The 24,506-nt window shown below is 42.5% G+C and carries 23 protein-coding genes; 20 read left to right on the forward strand and 3 right to left on the reverse strand.

What is annotated here, in order from left to right; genetic code table 11:
* Positions 1–5: 5 nt before the first annotated feature.
* Positions 6–2,006 carry a tetratricopeptide repeat protein gene (locus HZA77_10600; protein ID MBI5375875.1) on the reverse strand — a complete coding sequence of 667 codons (2,001 nt, stop codon included), beginning with the start codon at positions 2,004–2,006 and terminating at the stop codon, positions 6–8.
* 77 nt (positions 2,007–2,083) lie between these two features.
* On the opposite strand from HZA77_10600, the gene HZA77_10605 reads away from it, so the two are divergent.
* The 20 genes from HZA77_10605 (at position 2,084) to HZA77_10700 (ending at position 20,168) form a co-directional block, all read left to right on the forward strand.
* Positions 2,084–2,869: a glycosyltransferase family 2 protein gene (locus HZA77_10605; protein ID MBI5375876.1), complete on the forward strand. Its 786-nt coding sequence runs from the start codon at positions 2,084–2,086 to the stop codon at positions 2,867–2,869.
* Complete coding sequence (locus HZA77_10610) at positions 2,832–3,884, forward strand: glycosyltransferase family 9 protein (protein MBI5375877.1); 1,053 nt, start codon at positions 2,832–2,834, stop codon at positions 3,882–3,884. The genes HZA77_10605 and HZA77_10610 overlap by 38 nt, the downstream gene beginning before the upstream one ends.
* The gene (locus HZA77_10615; protein MBI5375878.1) at positions 3,881–5,068 is read left to right on the forward strand and encodes a glycosyltransferase family 4 protein; all 1,188 of its coding nucleotides are present in this window, start codon (positions 3,881–3,883) and stop codon (positions 5,066–5,068) included. The genes HZA77_10610 and HZA77_10615 overlap by 4 nt, the downstream gene beginning before the upstream one ends.
* On the forward strand, positions 5,065–6,201 hold the full coding sequence (locus HZA77_10620; GenBank protein MBI5375879.1) for a glycosyltransferase family 4 protein: 1,137 nt from the start codon (positions 5,065–5,067) through the stop codon (positions 6,199–6,201). The genes HZA77_10615 and HZA77_10620 overlap by 4 nt, the downstream gene beginning before the upstream one ends.
* Positions 6,198–7,283: a CDP-glycerol glycerophosphotransferase family protein gene (locus HZA77_10625; protein MBI5375880.1), complete on the forward strand. Its 1,086-nt coding sequence runs from the start codon at positions 6,198–6,200 to the stop codon at positions 7,281–7,283. Before HZA77_10620 ends, HZA77_10625 begins: the two co-directional genes overlap by 4 nt.
* A gap of 100 nt (positions 7,284–7,383) precedes the next feature.
* The gene (locus HZA77_10630) at positions 7,384–8,514 is read left to right on the forward strand and encodes a glycosyltransferase family 4 protein (protein ID MBI5375881.1); all 1,131 of its coding nucleotides are present in this window, start codon (positions 7,384–7,386) and stop codon (positions 8,512–8,514) included.
* Between the two features lie 2 nt (positions 8,515–8,516).
* Positions 8,517–9,575 carry a CDP-glycerol glycerophosphotransferase family protein gene (locus HZA77_10635; GenBank protein ID MBI5375882.1) on the forward strand — a complete coding sequence of 353 codons (1,059 nt, stop codon included), beginning with the start codon at positions 8,517–8,519 and terminating at the stop codon, positions 9,573–9,575.
* Positions 9,576–9,657: 82 nt separating this feature from the next.
* Positions 9,658–10,377, forward strand: a complete 720-nt coding sequence (locus HZA77_10640; protein MBI5375883.1) for a phosphocholine cytidylyltransferase family protein — start codon at positions 9,658–9,660, stop codon at positions 10,375–10,377.
* A 2-nt stretch (positions 10,378–10,379) separates the two neighbouring features.
* A complete protein-coding gene (moaD, locus tag HZA77_10645) occupies positions 10,380–10,625 on the forward strand; it encodes a molybdopterin converting factor subunit 1 (protein MBI5375884.1) in 246 nt (81 codons plus the stop codon).
* A 1-nt stretch (position 10,626) separates the two neighbouring features.
* Positions 10,627–11,034 (forward strand): molybdenum cofactor biosynthesis protein MoaE, encoded by a 408-nt coding sequence (locus HZA77_10650; GenBank protein ID MBI5375885.1) that lies wholly within the window; start codon positions 10,627–10,629, stop codon positions 11,032–11,034.
* The gene (locus HZA77_10655; protein MBI5375886.1) at positions 11,016–11,675 is read left to right on the forward strand and encodes an MBL fold metallo-hydrolase; all 660 of its coding nucleotides are present in this window, start codon (positions 11,016–11,018) and stop codon (positions 11,673–11,675) included. Before HZA77_10650 ends, HZA77_10655 begins: the two co-directional genes overlap by 19 nt.
* 52 nt (positions 11,676–11,727) lie before the next feature.
* The gene (gene folE / locus HZA77_10660) at positions 11,728–12,270 is read left to right on the forward strand and encodes a GTP cyclohydrolase I FolE (GenBank protein MBI5375887.1); all 543 of its coding nucleotides are present in this window, start codon (positions 11,728–11,730) and stop codon (positions 12,268–12,270) included.
* A gap of 2 nt (positions 12,271–12,272) precedes the next feature.
* Positions 12,273–12,830: a dCTP deaminase gene (locus HZA77_10665; GenBank protein ID MBI5375888.1), complete on the forward strand. Its 558-nt coding sequence runs from the start codon at positions 12,273–12,275 to the stop codon at positions 12,828–12,830.
* A gap of 11 nt (positions 12,831–12,841) precedes the next feature.
* Positions 12,842–13,978 (forward strand): glycosyltransferase family 4 protein, encoded by a 1,137-nt coding sequence (locus HZA77_10670; protein ID MBI5375889.1) that lies wholly within the window; start codon positions 12,842–12,844, stop codon positions 13,976–13,978.
* The gene (locus HZA77_10675; GenBank protein MBI5375890.1) at positions 13,975–15,114 is read left to right on the forward strand and encodes a glycosyltransferase; all 1,140 of its coding nucleotides are present in this window, start codon (positions 13,975–13,977) and stop codon (positions 15,112–15,114) included. Before HZA77_10670 ends, HZA77_10675 begins: the two co-directional genes overlap by 4 nt.
* 20 nt (positions 15,115–15,134) lie before the next feature.
* On the forward strand, positions 15,135–16,439 hold the full coding sequence (locus HZA77_10680; protein MBI5375891.1) for an O-antigen ligase family protein: 1,305 nt from the start codon (positions 15,135–15,137) through the stop codon (positions 16,437–16,439).
* Positions 16,440–16,535: 96 nt separating this feature from the next.
* A complete protein-coding gene (msbA, locus tag HZA77_10685) occupies positions 16,536–18,290 on the forward strand; it encodes a lipid A export permease/ATP-binding protein MsbA (GenBank protein ID MBI5375892.1) in 1,755 nt (584 codons plus the stop codon).
* Between the two features lie 49 nt (positions 18,291–18,339).
* The gene (locus HZA77_10690) at positions 18,340–19,425 is read left to right on the forward strand and encodes a glycosyltransferase family 4 protein (GenBank protein ID MBI5375893.1); all 1,086 of its coding nucleotides are present in this window, start codon (positions 18,340–18,342) and stop codon (positions 19,423–19,425) included.
* Positions 19,426–19,506: 81 nt separating this feature from the next.
* On the forward strand, positions 19,507–19,791 hold the full coding sequence (locus HZA77_10695) for a hypothetical protein (protein MBI5375894.1): 285 nt from the start codon (positions 19,507–19,509) through the stop codon (positions 19,789–19,791).
* 2 nt (positions 19,792–19,793) lie between these two features.
* Positions 19,794–20,168: a MarR family transcriptional regulator gene (locus HZA77_10700; protein ID MBI5375895.1), complete on the forward strand. Its 375-nt coding sequence runs from the start codon at positions 19,794–19,796 to the stop codon at positions 20,166–20,168.
* A gap of 55 nt (positions 20,169–20,223) precedes the next feature.
* Here the strand turns inward: HZA77_10700 and HZA77_10705 are convergent, their stop codons facing one another.
* Complete coding sequence (locus tag HZA77_10705; GenBank protein ID MBI5375896.1) at positions 20,224–21,459, reverse strand: hypothetical protein; 1,236 nt, start codon at positions 21,457–21,459, stop codon at positions 20,224–20,226.
* Positions 21,460–21,722: 263 nt separating this feature from the next.
* On the reverse strand, positions 21,723–24,347 hold the full coding sequence (locus HZA77_10710; GenBank protein ID MBI5375897.1) for a PAS domain S-box protein: 2,625 nt from the start codon (positions 24,345–24,347) through the stop codon (positions 21,723–21,725).
* Positions 24,348–24,506: the final 159 nt, after the last annotated feature.

Raw genomic sequence — 24,506 nt, forward strand, 5'->3', positions numbered from 1 at the left:
CTGGGTTATTTAATCTCCCCTCCCATATTTAAATACTCCTGTGCTCTTTTGATATCTCCCATCTTCTCGCAGGCTTGCGCAGCGTTCTGGTATGCTTCGCTCCGTTTGGGGTTTATCCGGATAAGAGTGTCAAATGCATCAAGGGCGGCACCGTACTCACCTTTCATTGAAAGTGCAATCCCTTTGCTTAAGAGCGCACCTTCATGCCGGGGTGAGATTTTAAGAGATTCATCCCAATCGGAAAGAGCATCATCAATATTCCCGGAACGGGCAGAAATCAGACCAAGGTTGTACCATCCATCTGCATTTCCCCTGTCATTATCCAAAGCCTTAAGATAATACTGCCTCGCTTCATCAGATTTGCCGCGAAGATATGCTATGCTTCCAAGATTCATAAGGGCCTTTACATTATTGGGGGCACGGGCAAGCACTTCATTGAAAACTCTCTCTCCTTCATCAATCCTTCCTGTATTCATATATATTGCGCCAATATACAAAACAGCATCAGTATATTCCGGGAAACGTGATTTCATATCAGAAAAGACTGCTATCGCCTCATCAAATTTACCGGCTTTCTCAAGGATTGTACCAAGTAGATAATAAGGTTCAGGTTTGTCAGGAATGTTAGCAATAAGGCTTTTAAGTCTTCTTTCTGCCTCGTCTAATCTTCCTTCGCTGAAAGCAAGATAGGCAAGGTTCATCTCACTAAGCTGAGGAAGGTCAGAAATGGATGACGCTTTTTTGAACATCTCGGATGCTTCATTAAGCCTTCCCATCTTTAAAAGTTCGTTACCCACATTGATATAGGGTCTTCCCTTTTGAGGTGATTTATTAAGTGCATCAGTCCAGAGAGTGAGATTATCTTTCCAGACATGATTGCGCTCAAATGCAAGACTTGAAAGCATGAAGACTGCGCCAGCAAGTAAAACAATGGCGCTATTTTTTAACAATCTCTTCTTAATCAATAAGTCTGACATCAAAAGTGATGCTATAAAAAAAGCCATTCCAATAGATGGGAGATAAAGCCATCTTTCGCTGAAGCTGTCCTGTACCGGGATAATAAGCGTCGGAAGCTGTGATATGAAGATCCACCCAAAAGAGAAAAAAAGAAAAGCTGATTTCCTGAAAAAATAAACAAGTGTTATTACAGCGATAAGAAAAAGAGCAGAAATTATAAACTTTGCATCTGTAATAGTTTCAGACAATGGGAAATAATGGTCAACATTTAGGTTAAGAGGCAACAACATTAGTTTCAACCCAAATATAAATGATCTCACCTGCGTATAAAACTGGGTAAGTGCCTCCCGCTGGAAGTTGGGATTCCCCACAGCGCCGAGAGAATAAATCCTCTCTATAATCACAAGCAGGATTATTCCCCAGTAGGGGGAGTGGTTTTTAAGGCTTTCTTTGATGTTCCATTTTTTGCCGCTCTCCGCATTGCGCGAATAATCGATCAATAGCAGTATTAATGGAAGTGTTGCCCCTGACTCCTTGCTGAAACAGGAAAATATGAAAAAAAGAAGAGAAAGAATAATATTTTTTTTGATATAGAAAAGTATCGCAAGGAGATAAAAAAATGCGCAAAGAAGCCCGGAACGGCTTGAGATATAGGTAACAGATTCAACATTAACAGGGTTAACAAGAAAAAGAAGAGATGAAAAAATCGCTGAAGTCCGGCTCATCTTTTCCGGGAAAAGCCTCATGACAAGGAGATAAAAGAAAACCCCGTTCAGAAAATGAATAGCTATATTTAAAATATGGTAACCAAATGTGTTAAGCCCTCCAAAGGCATAGTTCACGGCAAAAGATAAATTGAGCACAGCTCTCTGGGGATTAGACAGAATTATAGACTTAAAATCAGCGATATTTCTGATATTCTCGTTGTTCTCAATGACAAGCGCATCATCATAGTGGAAGGGATAGTTTAGTGTCCTCCAATAAATTAAAAGACAAAGGACAGAAAGAAAAAATATAAAAAGTCCTGAAAATAATCTTTCTCTTTTCATTGGAAATCCAAAAGTCCTTGTAGAATATTATTATTTTTAAGGTTAAGATTTGATTATAAACATTTTCTGACATCTATATGAAACAAAAACTAACAGCCCTGATTCCTTCTTATAATGAGGAAGAAAACATAGGCGCCTGCCTTGAAAGCGTAAAATGGGCAGACGAGGTCCTTGTCGTTGATTCCTTTAGCACCGACCGCACAATAGAGATAGCCCGCAAATACACTGACCGGATCATCCAGCATGAATACATAAACTCGGCTACACAGAAAAACTGGGCAATCCCGCAGGCATCGCATAAATGGATCCTCATTGTTGACAGCGACGAAAGGGTGACCCCTCGCCTTCGTGCAGAGATTGAACTGATACTTGAAGGGAATCCATCAGATTCAGGGTTCTACATCCCCAGAAAAAACTTCTTTTTAGGCTGTGAAGTAAAACATGGCGGCTGGGGTTATAAAAATGACCTCAACATACGTCTTTTCATGCGAGACAGGGGAAGATATGAGGAAAAGGAAGTCCATGCAGACATGATAATAGATGGAACAGTGGGAATGATTAAGGAGCCTTTCATACATTATTCATACAACTCATTAGACCAGTATATACGGAAAATGAAAAGATACACTGACTGGGCAGCCATAGATGTCTGCAAGAAGCACAAACATATCGGAGTCGCACATCTTTTATTCCGGCCATGCTTTACTTTTTTCAAAATGTATGTTTTAAAAGCGGGCTTTCTTGACGGAATTAGGGGGATCATCCTGGCAGTACTGTCATCTTATTATGTCTACATCAAATACGCAAAAGCCTGGGAAAGACTTTATGCCCGGCAACAAAACCAACAACAAGAACCTTCTTAACCGGCGAATCCTGCTTGTAAGAAATGACAAGGTCGGAGATCTTGTCATTGCGACTCCGGCCATAAAGGCATTGAGAGATTCTTTTCCAACCGGTTACATATCAGCCCTTGTAAGCAAATATGCACAGGACGTGGTAAAGGGCAACCCCCATCTTGACAGTGTAATCGTTGATGATTCAAAAGGGACGCACAAAGGAATAAGCGGGATCATAAGACTTGCAGGTGAATTAAGAAAAGAGAATTTCGATACCGCTGTTGTAGTTTTTCCTTTCTTAAGAACAGCGATTCTTCTTATCCTTGCAGGAATACCAACAAGAATTTCTACAAGCGGAAGGTGGTACCAGTTTCTTTTTAACCGTACCATATATCTCAAGCGCTCAAAGGCTGAAAAACATGAAATAGATTATGCTCTGGATTTAATCAAACTTGCAGGAGCGGAGCCGCAGCACTCAATGCCCGAAATATTCCCGGCAAAGGAACATTTCCTTTACGCAGATGAATTTCTTTTATCGCAAGGGATTAAAAAAGAAGACATCCTCATCGGCATTAATCCCGGCAGCGGGCTCTCTGCACGCAAATGGCCTGAAAAAAATTACGGAGAGCTTTCAAAGGCGCTTAAAAAGAATTTCGGTGCAAAGGTGCTCATATTCTGGGGACCAAGCGAGGAAAAGCTGGCAGAAAATGTAAGAATAAATGGCGGGGATGAATGCATCATTGCATGCAAGGCGGACATTCTCCAGCTTGCGGCATTGATTTCAAGATGTTCCCTCTTCATCACAAATAACACCGGTCCCATGCATATAGCAGCAGCGACCAATGTTCCCATGATTTCAATCTTCGATCCCAAGTTTGCATGCTCGCCCGTAAGATGGGGATATGAGGACAGCCGCCGCATAGTGCTTAAGCCTGATATAAAATGTACAACCTCCTGCGATGACAGGAAATGCGGTTATGATGAATGCATGGACCTTGTAACAGTGGATATGGTAATGAGCGCTGCGAGAAAACTGATATGAAAAAACCACTCAACATACTTCACATGTCGAGCACAAGAAAACGCGGAGGCTCCGGTGCAAGCGCCATGGCCATAGTCAAAAAACTCCATGAACGGGGGCACAAGGTAATATACGTTTGCAGGGAGAGCAGCCTCGGCTTCAGCATGCTGAAGGAAAAGAATTTAAAAATGATAACGACTGTTGGAATGAAGGCAGGCTTTAAACCCACTCCGTCATTCATAAGTACATTTTTAAATGATATAAAAACAATAGCTGAGATAATCGACGAAGAAAAAATTAACATTGTCCACATGCACTCATCTCCTGAGGGATGGATCGGAACGGTTGCAGCACTTCGCTCATCTATGAATCCTGCACTTATAAGGACACGCCACATAGTTGTACCGGTAAAGAGAAACCAGGCAAACGTTTATATGTTCAACAATTACACTGATGCTGTAATCACTGTGGCTGAAACAATAAGACAGCATTACTTTGACCGCGGCCTTTATGACATGAGCAAGATAGAAACAATCTACGACGGTGTTGACATCTCAAGGTTCAATCCTAAACTTTACGGCAGCAACGTAAGAAATGAGTTCGGCATAAAAGAGGGAACACCGGTCATCTCGGTCATAGCTCGTTATTCAAGGATAAAGGGACATATTTACTTCCTTGAGGCAATGAAAGAGGTAGTTAAGGATTTCCCGCAGGCTGTAGCGCTCCTTGCCGGCCAGAAAGGGAAAAAAGGGAACCTTGGAGTTTTTGAAGAATTAACTGCTGCTACGGATAAATTAGGAATAAAAGAAAACATAAGATTTCTCGACTTCAGGACTGACATTCCGGAGATACTTGCTGCATCTGACATATTTGTCCTCCCATCCATAGGCTCAGAGGGCTCAAGCCGCGGCACCCTTGAGGCAATGGCGATGGCAAAACCCTGTGTTGTGACAAAGGTAGGAGTGCTTCCTGAATTTATCGAGGAGGGGGTCACTGGTTATCTTGTGAATAAAAAGGATGGTAGAGCCCTTGCTCAGGGTATAAAAAAGCTTCTCTCCAACATAGCAGAAGCAAAAAAGATGGGTGAGCGCGCAAGGGCAAAGGTGCTTGAAAGATACTCAGAAGATATAATGGTTGAAAAAACTGAAGACCTCTATTACAGGGCAATAGAAAAAAAAGGGAAAAGGAGTACAGTAAAACAATGAAGAGGAAATTGCGGATATTACAGACCAACAATCACAGGGGAGGCTGGGGAGGTCAGCCTAACAGGGTGCTGGTTAAATCCCAGGGCCTGACAAAGCTTGGCCATTTCGTGATAATTGCTGTCCCCCGCGGAAGCACTCTCGCCGGGAGAGCGCGCGCAAAGAGCTTGAACGTATATGATGAGCTTGAATTCTCACGAAAGTTCTCATTGTTCAACAAGATACAAGAAGTCCTAAAGATAAAGAATTTAATCGAGTCCGAGGAGATAGATATTGTCCATACGCACGGCTCGCAGGACACATGGATAGCCGCCACAGCAGCGCATCTTTCTAAGAAAAAACCCTTAGTAATAAGGACAAGGCACAACATCTTTCAGGTAAGCACTCATCTTTTCAACAAACTTCTTTACAGAAAGATGATAGACAAGGTCATAGCTGTGTCCGACGGGGTCACAAAGATTTTTGAAGAAAACAAGCTCATCCCGGCTGAATCAATAAAAATAATATGCAGCAGCGTAGATTTAGACAGATTCGATACAGAAAATGATGGGGCAAAGATAAGGGCTGAGTTCAATATAAATAAAGAGACCATCCTTATAGGAATGGCCGGACGTTTAGCCAGGGAGAAAGGCCATGATGTTCTCATTGAGGCAGCAAGGGAAATCACAGCAAAAAGAACTGACGTTAAGTTCATTCTTGCCGGAGACGGCCCTGAAGAAAAAAGGCTTAAGGAAAAGGTAAAAGAATACGGGATGACGGATTCCATAATATTCGCGGGTTTCAGGACAGATATACCGGAATTCCTCGCAGCCCTCGATATATTCACCCTCACACCAATTTCCGGCGAATCCCTTGGAACAGCCATACTTGAGGCATTTGCTATGAAAAAACCTGTCGTTGCGGCAGACCTGGGAGGGATCCATACATCTGTGCGTGATGGTAAGACCGGATTCCTTTTTGAGCCGGGAAACAGCAAAGAGCTTGGAGAGAAGCTCATCGAGCTGATTGAAAATCCCGCACTTAGGAAGCAGTTTGGGGAAGCCGGCAGGAAAATGATAGAAGAGGAGTTCACAGAGGAAAGGATGGTTGCCTTAACTGAAGAACTCTACTTTGAAGAGCTAAACAAAAGAAAATGATAAAAACCAAAAAGAAAAAAATTCTTTTTTACATAGCCACACCTATGAATTACGCCATACTTAAGCCTATCTATGAGGCTTTGAAAGAGGATGAAAGGCTTGATATAAGGTTCACCCTCCGCTTCTCGGAAAAAAGGAAACATCGGAATGCCTATCCATTCTTCAGCGAACTTGGAGAAGAAAAGATAATCATAAAAAAAATTGCCCGTCTCATGAAGTTTGACATGCTGCTTTGCTGTGACTTCGGGTTTGAAAATAACAGGATACCGGTCAAAATTCATCTTTTCCACGGCGTATCGTTCAGGAACAGCACTGTGCGCGGGAAGATAAGCAATTTTGACAAGCTCTTCATCGCAGGTCCCTACATGAAAAGACTTATAGAAAAAAGAAGGCTTCTGCCGGCCGGCGACCACAGAATGGAGATGACAGGAATACCAAAGCTCGACAGACTTCTCGATGGCACGTACAGGAAAGAAGAGATTTTAAAGGGCTTGAACCTTGACCCATCTCTCCCTACCATCATGTATGCACCTACACATTCAGAAAGTTCATCAATATACACATACGGGGAAGAAATCTTAAAATACATGAGTGGCTTGAGTGGTATGAGTAGAATGAAAGTCAATTTCCTTATAAAGCTCCATGATCTCCTCTTTGACCCTGACAGGAACAGTGTTGACTGGAGAAAGCTGATAAATGAAAAAAAAGGGGAGAACACAAGATTAATAGAGGACTACGATATTGTTCCCTATATGTGCGCCTCCGACATACTGATAAGCGATGCAAGCTCGGTGGCAAATGAATTCACTCTTCTTGACCGCCCCATAATATTTCTCGACTCTCCTCAGCTTCTAAAGGACTATGAGAAGACCCTTGACCTGGACACATGGGGGAGAAAAGCCGGCACTGTTGCTTCCAGTATCAGAGAGCTTGATGCCGCTATTGGCGAGGCGCTTAAAAACCCAAAAGAAAAAAGCAAGATAAGGAAGGCAGTGGCAGATGACATATTCTGCAATCATGGAAAGGCAACAAAGGCTGCTGTAGAATCAATATACAGACTTTTGAAAATGGAAAAAACTTAAACTAAAATAGCTTGGGAGTCCCGCTCTGGCGCTAAACCGCAGGCGCCTGCCGCGGGAACTCCCAAGCCATTCAGAATAATAATTCAACAGAGAATAAACTGTGAATAAAAAACTCAATATACTTCAGGTGCTCTCGCACAGGAACCTTGAAAGAGGGGGTGCAGTGCAGGCATTCCTCCTTGCCAAGGGATTAAAAGAAAGAGGGCATCAGGTAAAATGCATATTCAACATGGAAGATGGCACAGTCACTGAAAAGGACATGGGTTCCATCAAGAAGCTTAAAGATTACTCCATAGAATTTGAGTTCTTCGGAATGAACTCTTTCCGTGAAGCCCTGAGGATGAGAAGGATACTGAAATTAAACGACTACGATGTCATTCATACGCATCGCGATATTGCTCTTCGTTTTATACTTCGAGCAGCAAGCGGCATGAAACTTAAAAGCCTTTTCACAAACAGAGGGAATAACTACATCCTTAAAAACGAAAAGAAGCTCTTTTTTTCGAAGAAACTCGACAGGGTAATGGCTGTTGCAGAGGCGGTAAAAGATGTTCTTGTAAAAAAATCCGGAATGCCGGCTGAAAAAATTGAAGTCGTTTATGGCAGTTTCGACCCCGAGATGTTCACCCCAGAAATTGACGGTAAAGAAGTGCGAAGAGAATTCAATATCAGGGATGATGTCCCTGTAATAGGCAACATTGCCGCGCCGCAGGGGAAAAAAGGGCATCCTCTTTTCTTTGAAGCGGCGAAGAAGGTCATTGCAGCAAGGAGTGATGTGCTTTTCATGATGGTTGGAAGCAGGCTTGAGGAAAAATTCCTCCCTATCGCAAAGGAGATGGGGATTGAAAAAAACCTTCTTTTCACCGGGTTCCGCAATGACATCGCAAGGGTAATCGCAGCAATGGATATATCTGTCTGTTCTGCGACAAAGGGGGAAGGACTTACAGGCGCAATAAGGGAATCCCTTGCAATGGCAAGACCTGTTGTATCAACCGATGTTGCGGGGAACCGCGAGATTGTGATACATAAAAAAACCGGAATGCTTGTTCCGGTAAAAAACCCGGATGCTTTAGCAGATGCTATTCTTTATCTGCTAAACCATATGGATGAGGGAAAGCAAATGGGGTTGGAAGGAAGAAAAATTGTACTTCAAAAATGCACAAACAAGATTAGATGTGAAAAAGTTGAAAAAATTTATCATGAGGTACTTGAAAGAAAGTCAACTCGCTAAACATGGATAAGAAAAAGAAGATCCTTTTCTACGCTGTATCCCCCATGAACTATGCTGTATTCAGCACCATCCACAGAAAGCTTGAGCAGGACCCTCGCATAGAGATAACCTTCACATCCAAGTTCGAGGGTTCAAAAAATCCTGACAGGCTTTACAGGGATGTTCTCGGGCTTATTAATGTAAATCTTTTAAACTTCAGGCTCGCGGGGCTTAAAAGGTTCGATCTCTACATAAGTCCTGACATAATGATGGCCGGGAAGAGATGCAGCTTTAAAGTCCATATGTTCCACGGTGCATCATTCAAGGGGAAGGCATATTCTGACAAAGTTTATCAGTTCGACAAGCTTTTTTTAATCGGCGAATACATGCGGAGCAAGTTCGTAAGCGATGGTCTCCTTAAAGAGGATGACAAACGCATTGAAAAAGTCGGGATGCCGAAACTCGACAGGTTCTTTGACGGCTCATTAAATCGCGAAAAAATACTGGAGCCGATGGGGCTTGATCCAAAAATCCCCACAGTCATTTATGCACCGACATGGTCCCAGCAGTCATCCCTTTATACAGTGGGCGAAGCCCTTATAAGCGAGCTTTCTCATGAAGGGCTAAACGTGCTTGTAAAGATACATGATCATTCCTATGACCTTAACCGCAACCCTGTTGACTGGAGGGAAAAGCTTGCTCCTCTGGAAAAAGGGAAAACAAGGATTATAAAGGATTATGATATCGTGCCCTACCTTTTCGCAAGCGATCTCTTGATTACAGACTTAAGTTCAGTCTCTAATGAGTTTGCCCTTCTTGACAGACCCATCGTATTCATAGATACTCCCGGTTTGCTTGAAAGATACAAAAATACGGTTGACCTTGAAGTCTGGGGAAGAAAATCAGGCTACACTGTGGAGACAATCCCTCAAATTAAGTCTGCTGTGCAGAAGGGAATTGAAAATCCGGCAGAACATTCTGAGGTAAGAAGAAGGCTGGCAGAAAACCTTTTTTACAACCCGGGGAAGGCAACTGAAAAAGCTGTATCTTCCATTTACAGATATCTCGAGCTTGATGAGTAAGTTAACGAGCAAGTTTAGGAGTAAGTTGCTAGTTTAAGTTTTAGTTTAAGTCTTAGTTTAAGTTAATGAGGAGCAAGTTTAAATGAAGGCAATAATATTAGCCGCAGGGGAAAGCAAAAGGCTTATGCCCTACACCAAGGACAGGCCTAAATGCCTCCTTGAGATATGCGGCAAGGCAATAATCAACTACCAGATAGAGAGCTTCCGTTCCTGCGGCGTTAAAGACATAGTGATAGTGACAGGACATGGAGAGGGTCTTCTGAGAGAGAAACTTGGAAATGATTTTCATTATATTTTCAATGAGAAGTATAAATCAACGAGCAGTATCTATTCTCTCTGGCTTGCAAGGGAAGCGCTTTCCGGGAACTCATTCTTCATACTCAATTCCGATGTCCTCTTCCATCCATTAATATTAAAAGAGCTTCTCAATTTTAAGGAAGAAAACTGTATAACAGTTGATTTCAAGGACGGCATGGGGGAAGAGGAGATGAAGGTAAAGGTAAAGGACGGCAAAGTCATAGACATGAGTAAGGCCATGCCCCCATCCGAGGCACAAGGGGAAAACGTGGGGCTTATTAAATTCGGCGTTGACGGAGGAAAGATCCTTTACTCCATCATGGACAGGATAATCTCGGAAGGAAAAGTAAATGAATGGGCGCCTTATGCTTTTAAAGAGATGACAAAAGTCCACCCGCTGCATGCTGTGAGCACCGGAGGGCTCCCCTGGATCGAGATAGATTTCCCGCAGGATCTTGAAGATGCACGGGAAAAAGTATATCCAAAGATAGCAGGCGGTATCTGATTATGAAAATAAAAATACTATACTTTGCAGCTATAAGGGAAAAGGTCGGGAAAGGCTCTGAGGAGATTGAGGCCGCAGAAGGAGAAACCCTGCATGACACAATGGAAAAGCTTAAAAGCAGGTATCCAATAATAGCGGATATGAACGAATCGCTCCTTGTTGCCGTAAACAGGGAATATTGCAAGAGAGAAACAGTATTGAAAAACGGAGATGAAGTAGCACTTATACCTCCTGTAAGCGGGGGCTGATATGTACAAGATCATAGATGATGAAGTAAAGATTGATACCCTTATAAAGGAGGTAGCAGATGAAGCGGCTGGCGCTATCGTCACCTTCCTTGGAGTCACAAGAGGGATAGAAGGAGATAAAAGGGTAAGCTATCTTGACTATGATGCCTACAAGGAAATGGCGGAAGACAAACTCAAAGAAATCGGGGAAGAAACAAAAAAGAAATTCGACATCTGCCATATCAGCGTGGTTCACAGGGTCGGAAAACTTGGAGTCGGCGAGGCAAGCGTAGGTATCGCAGTCTCTTCTCCGCACCGTGCCGAAGGTTTTGAAGCCTGTAAATACATAATGGACAGGATAAAGGAGATAGCCCCTATCTGGAAAAAGGAAGTCTGGAACGGCGGAGAAAAATGGAAGGGAAAAGAATGAACATAGACTGCCTTGTTGTGGGACCTTTTATGGAAAACTGTTTTCTGGTGAGCAAAGAAAGCGGTGAAACCATAATAATAGACCCGGGTGATGATGAGGAAAGGATAATATCATTGATTAAGAAGAAAAATCTCAATCCTCTGGCAATCCTTGCTACACATGCGCATATTGACCATGTAGGGGCTGTAAACAGACTTAAAAAAGATTACGGCATCCCATTTTATCTTAATGCGGCAGATTTAAAACTTCTTTCATCCCTTAATGAACAGGCAAGCATGGTCGGGTTTTCCTTCGGAGAGATTCCCCGTGTTGACAATTTCCTTAAAGAGGATTCAGCGCTTGAAATAGGTGGTTTCCAAATAGAAGTTATCTGCACCCCGGGACATACGCAGGGCGGGACATGCTATAAGTTTGGCAATTTCATATTCACGGGAGACACGCTTTTTCACGGCTCAATCGGAAGAACTGACCTGCCGGGTGGAAACTACAATCAGATCATGAGCTCTATAATGAACAAATTGGTCCCTTTAAGCGGGAATACGATGGTTCATTGCGGACACGGGGAGAATACAACAATTCAAAATGAAAAAAAGAGCAATCCTTTTATTCTTGACCCGGAGCGTTACAGAGGGTTACTCTAAGAGATAGCAAGTGGCTTGGCAGTAATTATAAGAATAATTCATTAGGACTAATATGGAAGATCTCATAAAAAAGGTGTTAACGGATATCGGCGAAGATGTAGGAAGGGAGGGACTCCTCAAAACTCCGCAGCGCGTGCGGGAGACTATCGAGTTTCTCACAAAAGGATACCGCATCGACCCAAAAAGCATACTCAGTTCCCCTGATTCCACGTTCACCGAAGATTACGAGGAAATGATCCTTCTTAAGGGGATCGACCTTTACAGTCTTTGCGAACATCACCTTCTCCCTTTTTTCGGCAAGTGCCATGTGGCATACATCCCGCGTAAAAAGATAGTAGGCCTTGACAAGCTTGCGACCCTCGTTGACGTTTTTTCCAAGAGGCTCCAGATACAGGAAAGGCTCACAAACCAGATTGCAAAAACCATCGAAGAGGCGCTTAATCCCCTTGGAGTCGCTGTAGTTATTGAGGCAAAGCACCTCTGCATGATAATGAGGGGAACTGAAGAGCAGAACTCCCTTGTCGTTACAAGCGCAATACTCGGCGCTTTCAGACGCCCGGAAACAAGGGCGGAATTCATGAACCTGATAAAATAATCATGTCTGTAAAATCTGACAATTGGCTTGTAAAGATGGCTAAAGAAAAAGGGATGATAGAACCCTTCGAGGCAAGCCAGATAAAAAAAGGGAACATATCCTACGGCGTCTCTTCCTACGGATATGACTTAAGGCTTTTCGATGAGTACAGGGTCCCCCAGGGGAACCGGGAGACAGCAACCATAGACCCCAAAAATCTGGATATATCAGTATATAAAAATGTAAAAGCTCCTGTTCTCGAAATAGAGCCGGGACAGACAGTGCTTGGAAGGTCTCTCGAATACTTTCGCATCCCGCGCGACATAATAGTTCTCTGCTTCGGCAAATCAACCTATGCACGGTGCGGACTGCTTGTAAATATCACCCCTCTTGAACCTGAATGGGAAGGATTCATCACGATCGCCATCTCAAACATATCTTCTTCAAAGGTTAGAGCTTATTCCATGGAAGGCATCTCACAGGCAGTGTTCATCGAAAGCGATGAAACCTGCGCCGTTTCATATGCCGACAAAGGCGGAAAATACCAGGCACAGAAGGCGATAACATACGCCAAGATTTGAATATCAGAAAAATGAAAGAACCCCTGAGCATCATCCAGATTATACCCAGAGCAGGCTGTCATAGCGGAGGCACATTCCAGGCTTACCAGCTTGCCAAAGCCTTGCTCGATAAAGGACATAATTCCCTTCTTATTACAAGACCCGGGAAACAGGCTGTGGAACGGGCAAAGGACATGAAGATACCTGTTGAAACAGTCTCCATGAAAAATGAATGGGACATTAAATCCATAATGGCACTGAGAAAGATAATTGCAGAGCGGAAAGTTGATGTAGTTCACGCACACAAGGGACTGGCCCTTTCCCTTTCGCTTTTTGCACTTATCGGGAACAGGCGGACTGCGCTTGTTGCAAACAGAGGAGTTATGTTTCCGCTTGATCCTTTCAACAGGCTGAAATACCGCTCAGGCAAACTTGATGCAGTGGTTGCAGTTTCATCTGTAGTAAAGGACATAACAGTAAAAAGCTCCGGCCTTAAGGAGAACAAAGTGCGTGTTATCTATGGCGGCACTGACCTTCAAAGATTCAACTGGCAGATAAGCCCCCTTGCCATGAGGAATGAATTCAAAATAAACAATGCATATCCTGTGGTCGGTATAGTGGCTAACATAAGAAGTTGGAAGGGACACATATATTTTGCAGAGGCTGCGGCAAAGGTCCTCATACGTTTTCCTGAAGCAAAGTTCTTCATCGTCGGAGGATACAAGGAAGAACGGGATACGTTCAAGAACCTCATGGCAAAGATAGATGAACTTGGCATCGGGAAAAGCATATTCATCACTGGCTTCAGGGACGACATCCCGGAACTCATGGCAGGGATGGACATAACCGTGAATGCTTCCTATGACGGAGAAGGGCTTACGGGAACAATAAGGGAATCCTTTGCAATGAAGAAACCTGTCATAGCAACACGCATTGCTGGAAATCCTGAGCTTGTAGAAGAGGGAGTCACCGGAATACTTGTAAAACCCAAAAGCCCGGACGCCCTTTCAGAGGCGATGATAAGTCTTTTAAGCGACAGGGAGAGACTTGCCCTTATGGGAGAAAACGCTTACAGGACAGTGCTTGAAAGATTCTCCCTTCAAAGCAGGATAAACAACATTGAGAACCTATACTACGAACTTGTAAGTTGCAAGAGGCAGAAGAATTGACCGGGCAGAGGAAATTTAACCTAGTAAGGATAATCTCAGACCTTCCTGTGGGGGGAGTTGAGAGAAGGCTCGTCGGACTCCTTCCAAAGTTAAAAGATGCCTTTAATGTTTCAGTTGTCTGCATCCGTGAAAAGGGAGCACTTGCTCATGAGCTTGAAGAACAGGGAATACCTGTACATCTGATTCATTTCAAAGGGCGGCTGCATCCGGCAAGCTTAAGAAAGCTTTCAAAATTTTTACGGGAAAATCAAACACACATAGTCCACACCCATATGTACCGTCCGGGCATATCAGGAACAATCTCAGCCTGGCTTGCCGGGGTTCCGGTAGTGATATCCAATGTACATAATGTAGCTCAGTGGGATACAAAACGCCAGGCATTCATGGACAGGCTTGTAAACCCCATTCGCGATTCTGTGATAGCTGTCTCAGGGGAAGTGAAAAAAGATTTCATCGAAAATACCGGATTAAACGAGGATAAATGCACAGTCATATATAACGGCGTGGACACATCTAAATTCCGCCCTGATTACCCCGGGAAAAATAGAATAATCGAAGAATTTAAAATAGCTGAAGGGGAAAAGACTGTCGTAAACATAGCAAGACTTGTTGCCCAGAAGGATCATCTCACTTTTTTTAAGGCTGCCGCAGAAGTGATAAAAAAATATCCCGGGAAAGTCAGATTCCTTATCGTGGGGGGCGGCAGGGCTCACGAAGAAGCTCTCAAAGCTGCAAGAGAAACAGGGATAGAAGGGAATGTGATATTCACAGGCAGGCGCAATGACATACCTGAAATCCTTTCAGCCTCGGATATTTCAGTCCTCTCATCTCTAAAAGAGGGATTCTCCAATGTAATTCTTGAATCAATGGCATCCGGCAAACCTGTGGTTGCAACAGATGTGGGGGGGAACATGGAAGCAATAGAGGAAGGAGAAACAGGCTTTCTTGTAAAAGCAGGCGATTTTAATACAATGAGCGACCGCATATTACAGCTTTTCCAGGATGAAAATCTTAAAAAATCAATGGGGATAAAAGCGCGTAAACGCGCAGAAGATTTCTTCTCAATAGAAAAAATGATTGAAAAAACAACGAATTTGTATTTTAACCTATTGAAGAAAAAAGGAGTATCTTCATAATTTCCCTTGATGAAAATGAAATGACAAAAAACCATACATATGAATATCCTCTGCAATCAATGGCAGGTGGGGCAGATGGAATCAATAAATATGCAAAAGTAGGAATTTATCTAAGGCACTTAATTGAGATTTGCATCCTCACTTATATAGTTGTCATTCCTTTTAACAACAGGGCATCACTGTCAGACTCAGCTCTTGTCATGATCGCGATAGTCTGGACCGCACTGATGTTTTTTGAAAAAAAGATTATTTTTAAGAAAACTTCTCTTAATATTCCTGCCGGTATTCTGATCTTAGTGTCAATCCTGTCTGCATTCTTCTCTATTGATCCGGCTTACAGTTTTGACTACATCAGAAGCGAAATATTAAAGTCCTTTCTCATATTATTTGCCATAATTAATTTCATGGACGAGGAGAGGCAGATCAAAAGGCTTATATGGTTCATCATAGCCTCTTTTACTGTTATGAACATTTATGGCATTGTTGAATATTATATTACACTTGCGCATGAGGGGAAAAAGCTTGATGCGACACTCGGTCATCATAACAAGGTCGGAATGTTTGCAGACCTGGTTTTTCCGGTAATACTTATCATGTTTTTGAAGATCAAGGGGTGGAAGACACGTTTGCCTTTGAGCATATCAATCATAGTCGGAATGATAGTTATAATCTTTGCACAGTCGAGGGGAAGCTGGGTTTCGATTATTCTTTCTCTTCTGATTATCGGGGTTTTCTACGAAAGAAAAGTACTGGGTGCAGTCGCGATTACATTTGCAATCCTTCCGCTGCTCCTCCCCGGAACTATTATAAAAAGATTTATAACCATATTTGATTTTGGGAACTACCTTAAACCCAAAAAGGTACTTATAGAAAGACCCTTTGTCTGGCAGGCGTCATTCAAGATAATCAAGAAATATCCTTTTCTTGGAGCAGGGACAGGGACTGACATATTCTACAAACTTTATGTTGAAAAAGGACTTAAACCCAAAAAGGCGAAACAGAAGCTAGGACATGCACATAACCAGATGCTGCAAACCCTTGTCGAGAACGGCATAGCCGGTTTTTTAGCCCAGACAGCATTGTTCGTCTCATTCTTTTGCACCGTATTTGCAGGCAGGAAAAAATACCGGAACACTTTCAGGGAAGTCATAATAATTGGATGCGCAGCAGGTATAATTGCCATATTTTTTCACGGCTTTGTGGGAACTTTTCTGAGAAGCCGTATGGTTATCATGGTGATGATAATTATGGGAACTGCCGTGGCCTGCTGCCAGACTCCATCTGAAGAAGATAATTTGATTGATAGAAGTAAAACAATAAGTTAGCAATAACAACATTTTAATTCCGGAGCAGTTGCAAAACACCAAAAATTGAAACTGAAAAAAATGGGAAAGAAAAAACAACTTAATAAGAACACAATAATAAGCCTTTACAAGAGACTCTTTGTATACGTAAAGCCATACTGGGTGAGAATAGCAATAGGTACTGCCTTTGCCCTGACAGTCTCGGCAACTACCGGAGCAACTGCATGGGCTGTAAAGCCTGCTCTCGACAACATATTCCTAAATAAGGATGCCGCAAAACTTGCACTTTTGCCCATCGGCATCCTTGCTCTTTTTGCCATACAGGGGGTATCCCGCTACGCTCAGAATTATCTAATGAAATATGTTGCATTGAAAGTCGTCATGGAAGTAAGGCGTGATTTGTTTAGCCATATGCAGAGGCTCTCGCTCTCATTCTTTCATAAAACTCCCATAGGATCGCTTATGTCGAGGATAACAAACGACACCAAGGAGCTCTCCCAGGTTGCTGCTGATATAATTCCTGAGCTCCTAAGGCAGATATTTACCCTCTTTGGACTTGTGGGTGTACTTTTCTATCAGGACTGGCAGCTTGCATGTATCGCCGTATTTGTCCTTCCATTTGTGGGACTGTTGATGAATACATTTGGGAAAAAGATAAAGAAGATAAGCAAGAAAAGCCTTGAAAACACGGCAAGCCTTACATCTGTGCTTCAGGAATCATTCTCCGGCATAAAAATTGTTAAAGCCTTTGGGATGGAGCCGCATGAGAACAGAAAATTCCAGAAAGTGAACAAAAGAAATTTTGATATAAGCATGAAATCTGTAAGGGTAAATGAAATAAGTTCTCCTCTTATGGAATTTATTGGAGCACTGGCAGGCGCTGCAATTCTATGGTACGGAGGCTTTCAGGTAATAAACGGGACCAAGACACCCGGCACTTTCTTCTCTTTCCTTGCCGCACTTGCAATGCTCTATGATCCGATACGCAAACTTTCCAAGACAAACAATGACATCCAGAAAGCAATGGCCGGGGCTGAAAGAGTGTTTGAAATAATGGACATAAAACCCGCCATAAAGGACGTGCATGGAGCTGTAACAAAAGACCGGTTTGAAAGTGAAATAGTGTTCAACAATGTATCGTTCCTGTACAATGAAGCAGACGGTATGATTCTTAAAGATATAGACTTCAGGGTACAAAAAGGACAGATGATAGCTCTTGTTGGTCCAAGCGGTGTCGGCAAATCAACCCTTGTTGATCTTATCCCGAGATTTTATGAACCCACGATAGGAAGTATAACAATAGACGGGATCGATACAAGACAGATAAAGCTCACTTCTCTCTGCTCCCTCATCGGAATTGTTACACAGGAGACATTTCTCTTCAACGACACTATAAGGGATAACATTGCCTATGGCAGGGTTGATGCAACTGAGGAAGAGATAATAGAAGCTGCCAAGGCCGCTTTTGCCCATGATTTTGTAAGTAATTTTCCCATGGGATATAATACGGTAATAGGAGAAAGAGGTGTAAGGCTCTCGGGGGGTGAGAAACAGCGCATATCAATCGCCCGGGCACTCCTTAAAAACCCTGACATCCTCATTCTTGATGAAGCGACTTCAGCCCTTGATTCGGAATCTGAGAAGATGGTACAGAAGGCCCTTGAAAACCTCATGCAGCAGAGGACAACATTAGTGATAGCACACAGGCTCTCAACCATAGTTCACGCAGACCTCATCCTTGTTTTTGAAGGCGGCAAAATAGTTGAGATGGGAAAACACGATGAGCTCCTTGCAAAGAAAGCTGTTTACAGTAAGCTTCACAGGATACAGTTCAGGACTGACAAAGAATTTGAAAAGGGAATAGTGCATTAAGATAAAAACCTCGCCACAAAAAATCCTCTACATACAGGGAGTGACAAGGATGGGAGGAGCCATTGAAAGCCTTCTCCTTCTTGTGCGGAACATTGACAGAGAAAGATTCTTTCCCTGTGTGGTTACTTCTGCTGAAGGTACTTTCGTCGATGAGCTTCAATCTTCAGGTGTAAAGCCCGCCTTAATAAAAATGGAAATGTGGAGAAAGGCACGCGGCTTCCTTTCGCGCCCCATCACTTTTGAAAAGCTCCTTAGAATGGCAGAAAGTGAAGGTATCTCTCTTATTCACTGCAACACACTTTGGGACAACCCTTACGGAGCAATGATTGCCCGCAGCCTTGAAATCCCTCTTGTCTGTCACATCAGGAATACGTTCGAGAGAACAAAGATCCGCAAATATTCGCTGATAGAAAGCGACAGGATAATCTGCGTATCCGATGCCATCAAAGAGACATTCAGGGGATGGGAAAATGAGCGAAGAGTCTCGACAGTTTATAACGGAGTTGACCTTGAAAAATTCGACACAGCAAAGATTGACAGCATGGAAGTGCGCCGCGAGCTTGGTATATTGCAGAATGATATTGTCATAGGAATCGTGGGCAGATTAGCTCCTGAAAAAGGACAGATGGAGTTGATCCGCGCATGCGGAATTTTAAAGACTGCGGGACACTCATTCAAAGCGCTAATAGTAGGTGAACCCTCCAGGAAAGAGGCAGGATACACAGATTATTTACGAAAGTCAGCAGAGGAGCTTGGCGTTGCCGACAGCGTAATATTCACAGGTTTCAGGCGAGACATAGAAAGGATCACCGCTTCTTTCAATATAGCAGTATTTCCCTCACTTGAAACCGCAAACGAAGGTTTCGGGCGCGGCATAATCGAGGCAATGGCATTGGGAAAACCAGTAATTGGCTCTGCAACAGGCGGTGTGCCTGAGGTGATAGAGGAAGGGAAAACAGGTCTTCTCACTTCCCCCGGAGATATCGAGAGCCTCGCAGGCAAAATAGAAATGCTTATCAAGAATGAACCTCTCCGCAGAGAGCTTGGAGAAAATGGCAACCGGCGAGCCCACGCACTTTTCAGCGTTTCTTCATACGTTGCCGGCATCGAGAAGATCTACTCAGAACTGCTTTGATAAATTCCTTACCTTTGCACCCATTCAGTAATTTACACAGGTTCTTGACAGCTAACCAATATGAGGTATACTATACCATATATGGCTAGCATTCTTGTACTTCATGATAAATATACAAGACCTGACGGGAATATAGTTGAAATGAAAATCTGGAAAGTTCCTGCATCCAGAACTTACCCTCAGGGATATAAATATTCATTGGTTTATATTGTAAAAGGGGAACGGATAATCGGTTATGACAATGCAGAGGGGAAAGGGCATCACAGACATTCTATAAAAAAAGAGGATTCCTATAATTTTAAAAATATATCAAAACTTATAAGCGATTTTTTTAATGATATAATAAAAATTGAAAGGGATAGATAGCCATGAAGATAAAAAAAGTTAAAATAGGAATAAGAACTCTGGAAGACGGCTTAAAGCATTTTGCCAAAGTTGCAAAAATAATTGAAAAAGGCAAAACCGTAAAAAATGAGAGAGGAGTTTATTTTGAAAATCTTGCCACAATGAGAAAAATATTAACTGACCGAAGGATTGAGGTTTTGAAGTTAATAAAAGACAAGAAACCTTCTTCTGTTTATGAACTGGCAAAGGCACTCCACAGAGATTTAAAAAATGTCAACGAGGACTTAAGGCTTCTTGAACAAAGCGGACTTGTATCTTTGAAAAAAAGTAAAACAGACAGACAGAGGATAACGCCAACCGTAAATTACGACACCATTCAGCTTGAGATTTCTGTTTAGGGTTTGCCGGAAAATAGCCATGTAAAGGCAGGTTTTAAACCTGTCCCTACAATAATTATTTTTTTATATTAATGGTTTTGTTATTCTCAGATTTCAGACCTGTAGATTTTATAACCCGGATGGACGCTTTGCCGGATTTAAGGCTTTTTGATAATTTCAAAACTATTTTATAGTTGCTCCATGAAATGATAGTACATTCATAATTTTTACTTCCCTGTTTAACTATAACCTTTCCTGCATCAGCACCGAACTTCTTTCCATTAACTGTAAGCTTACTTCCTGGCGCACATGTATCTCTGCTTAAAGCTGAGATAGAAGCCGGTTTTAAATCATATATTTCTAAACCTGTTATATATGATAAATACATAGCCCCATTACTAAATTGTATTTGTTGCATACCTCCAACTTTATAAAGTTCTGTTGCTTTTGAAGAGAGCAAATCAATAACCCATATTCCGACAAGACCATCAGACCTCTGAGTATAATAATAAAGTTTATCATCATAAACAGTAAAAGGTTCACCTGATGACCCCATACCGTGAAATATAGCTGTTATGGTTGGAGAAGACGGATTACTGACATCAACCTTATTTATTTCGCCACATAGGTCTATATAAAAAAATCCTTTATAATACATTAATGGAGAACAACATCCTCCTGTTTGTCCTAACACACTGGGGCTTGAGGGGTCAGAAATATCTATTATTTGAAATCCTCTTCCCCCATCTTCATTGTCTCCGACATAAGCATAATTGCCTGAAACATAAATTCCTCCGGGTTGATTACCCGCATCAACACTCCCAAGCAAGGTGGGAGCAGAGGGATTGGAAATATCAATAAGGTCTAAATTTCCATACCAATTGTGGACGAAGGCTATACCATTAGATACGTAAATTTGCCTTGCACTTCCAGTGTTATAACTGCCTAAAAGAGTGGGCGATTCTGGATTTGATACATCAATGATTTCAAATCCATTATTTGCATCTGCAATATAAGCAATCCCGTTTTCAACAAATACATCCAGTATATCGCTGTTGTCTTCTTTATAGGTTCCCAAAAGATGAGGTGATGATTGATCTGATATATCTAAAATTACTAAGCCACCCTCCACTGCTGCAAGATAAGCAATGTCATTAACAACAACCGTCTTCCAGACTACATTCTGTGTATATTCACCAATTAAATATTTTGAAGTTAATTTTGTAATCTTAGTTTTAGCGAAACTAACATCAACAGATAGAAAAAGAATAAAACAAATCAAAAAAGCAGTTATTGTTTTTCTTTTGGTCATTGTTTAGCCCCCAGCAAATTGGCAACAAGAATATAATCAACTTTAAGATAATATTAATTACTATAATTGACAAGATTAAATTACCCCAGAGCAAGCTGCCAGGCATCCAAATATGAATACAATGTTGTCATTCCGCACAGATGCGAAATCCAGTGTTAGTAATTATTTGTGGGAAGCGGTGGCTGTCTGCATAAGAGCGCCTGAAGTTTGAAGCGAAATGCAGACTGCCGCCGCTGCTTCAAGCTGATAAAACAGGTTTACACTTACGCTGATTCGCCGAGGCGCTGGGCGGCAGGGAAAATGAAAGAAAAGGTTGTCCCCTCTCCTGCCTTGCTTTTGACATCAATCTTGCCGTTGTGCTTTTCTATTATCTCATAGACTATTGAAAGCCCCAGTCCTGTTCCGACACCGACCTCCTTGGTGGTAAAGAAGGGATCGAATATCTTGTCGAAAACTTCTTCAGGAATACCGCATCCTGTGTCGGAAATGTTCACAACAACATTGTTCCCTTCTCCCTTTGTCTCAATGGTAAGCTCCCCGCCGTCAGGCATCATGGCATGGTTGGCATTGATAAAAATATTGAGGAAAACCTGCTCAATTTCTTTTTTGATCCCGTTTATGCTCCTTAAATCCCAGCTCATTTCTTTTTTTATTTTAACATTGTTAAGCTCAAGCTGATGGTCCACAATTTCAAGGCTGTCTTCGATGCACTCGTTTACATTGACCATCTCGTCTTCTTTGCCGTTTGAAGGCCTTGAAAATACGAGCAGGTCGCGGATTATCTTCTTGCACCGTTCACCTCCTTTATATGCTGTCTCAAGAAGCCTCTGTCTTTTCTTCTCAAGTCTGAGATACTCTTCATAGAAAGCTGCCATCTTCTGTGTGCAATCCGCATCAGGGCTGATAACCTTACATTTCGCCACTATCTCACCCGGATCAGGAACCTTTATCTCCTTTATCATGCCAAGGTTTGTGACAACACCGCTCAATGGATTGTTTATCTCATGCGCAACCCCGCCCGCCAGTCTGCCGATGGATGCCAGTTTCTCAGATTGGATGAGTCTTTGCTGGAGCTCTTTCTGTTTTGATTCGGCCTTCTTTTTTTCTGTAAGGTCACGCAGGTCCGCCACTGCTGCAACAATCTTTCCCCTCTCATCATAGACGAACGACGAGCTTTGTTCTACGGCAATAAAAGTGCCGTCCTTTCTCCTGTACATAACCTCGGTCGGCGCGCTTTTGCCCGCCTTTCGCAAAGTATCAAGTATCCTGCGCTGGGCTTCAACATGCTCGACCTGCTTTGTCGAAAGCTCACTTGTATGCATCCCTATAAGCTCCGGTTTCTCATATCCAAGGATATGGGAAACCGCATCATTAGCCATTCTTATTACACCGGTGGCATCGGTAACTATCATACCGTCCACCGATGCCTCAAATATCTTCTCCAGATACTCTTTTGTCTCCTTGATCTCCGCTTCAAGGCGTTTCTGCTCCGTAATATCCTCCCTCATTATGACAGCACCTACAATGCTGTTTTTCGCATCCCTTAAAGGATTGATCCGGACTGACAGCAATAGCTTCTCTTCTTTTCCCCTGAATGTGATCATCGGGTTAAAATAAGGCACACCGCCATTCAGCACATGATTATATATATCTATTGCATTCTGCCTGAGGCTTTCCGGAATCTGCTCGATAACATCCGTTCCGATCTCTCCCTCAATATCCCTTATGAGACCTATCTTTTTCCCCTGCTTTATTATTTCCTCGTTTATGCTCTGGATTTTTCGTTCCTTGTCAATCACCACTATTCCGACCGGAAGGTTCTTTATGATGTTCTCATTGAACTCTTTAAGATAAAGTATCTCCTCGCTTGCCTTCAGCTTCTGGATTAAAGCTTCAGCCCTCTTCCTGTTCACCCTGATCGCATACGCGCCTGAAAGCGAGAGAGCAAGGATGATAGTCACTGAAAGGAGGACCATATAAAGGTAGCTCATACGCGCCTGGTTTGCGATTGAAGAAAGAGGAACACTGGTCACGACTTTAAAAGATATTCCCCTTAGCATCGACGTAGATGCGGAAACAAGCATCACATGCTTGCCAACCTTATGTGCGCCGCTGAAATCAGGATTCTTAAGAATATCCTGCTCTACAGAAAAATCCTCATGACATCTGAGACAGTCATTGGTAGCTGAAAAAATACTCATCTGCACCATTTCAGGATGTGTAGGAAGATAGAGAATGACGCCGTCCTGCGACATCACCCATGCAGACTGTCCTTCTGAAGTGATAAGAGGGGAAACAAACCTTTTAAAGATCAGGTCAAGGTCAATGACAGCCCCTGCTATGCCGTGCAATTGTCTCTCAACTCCCACGCCGCTGTAAAAAGGCATAAGAAAAAGAAAGTGCTGCGGGCTTACAGGTTCACCATGGTTTCTGATCATTACATTTTGAATCAGATAATCATCAGCGTGCATTCCCTTTAATTCATCAACAAGAGTCTGCGGCAATGAAATCTGTCCTGTTACAACAGCCGACGAAGTACGGACAATATTTCCATGAAGGTCAGTGAGGAAATAGGCATCTATCTCTGCCCGGGATATGCTTTCATAATATCTGCCCAGAGATTCGCCATCCATACCTTTTTCCGCTGCTATCCTGCTGACGTTCGCAAGCCTTGCGGTAAGACTGAATTCCCTGCGCAGGTTATCAAAATAGGATGTCAATTGGCCTGCAGACTGGGATGTAACGAGAGACTGCCTTGCTGCATACTCCTTCTCAAGCTGAGCCATGTTGAGAGTGTAAATCTTCCCCACAATGATCAGAAAGAAGATTATTACAATTATTGTTGCAGCAAGATGAATAGCGATTCTTCTAAAAAGAAATCCTTTCATTTGGCCACTAATACAGGTAAAAAGCAGTCGGTTATTATCATTTTTTTATTCTATTTTATGAATACTCCCTTATCAAGGAGTTTTTATACTAGTGATACAAGCACTGATTGCAATCAATGCGTTTGTATAGTACATTTAGCAACATTGAGTATAGGGAAA

This window comes from Candidatus Schekmanbacteria bacterium, from assembly GCA_016219965.1.
Taxonomy (GTDB): Bacteria; Schekmanbacteria; GWA2-38-11; order GWA2-38-11; family J061; genus JACRJM01.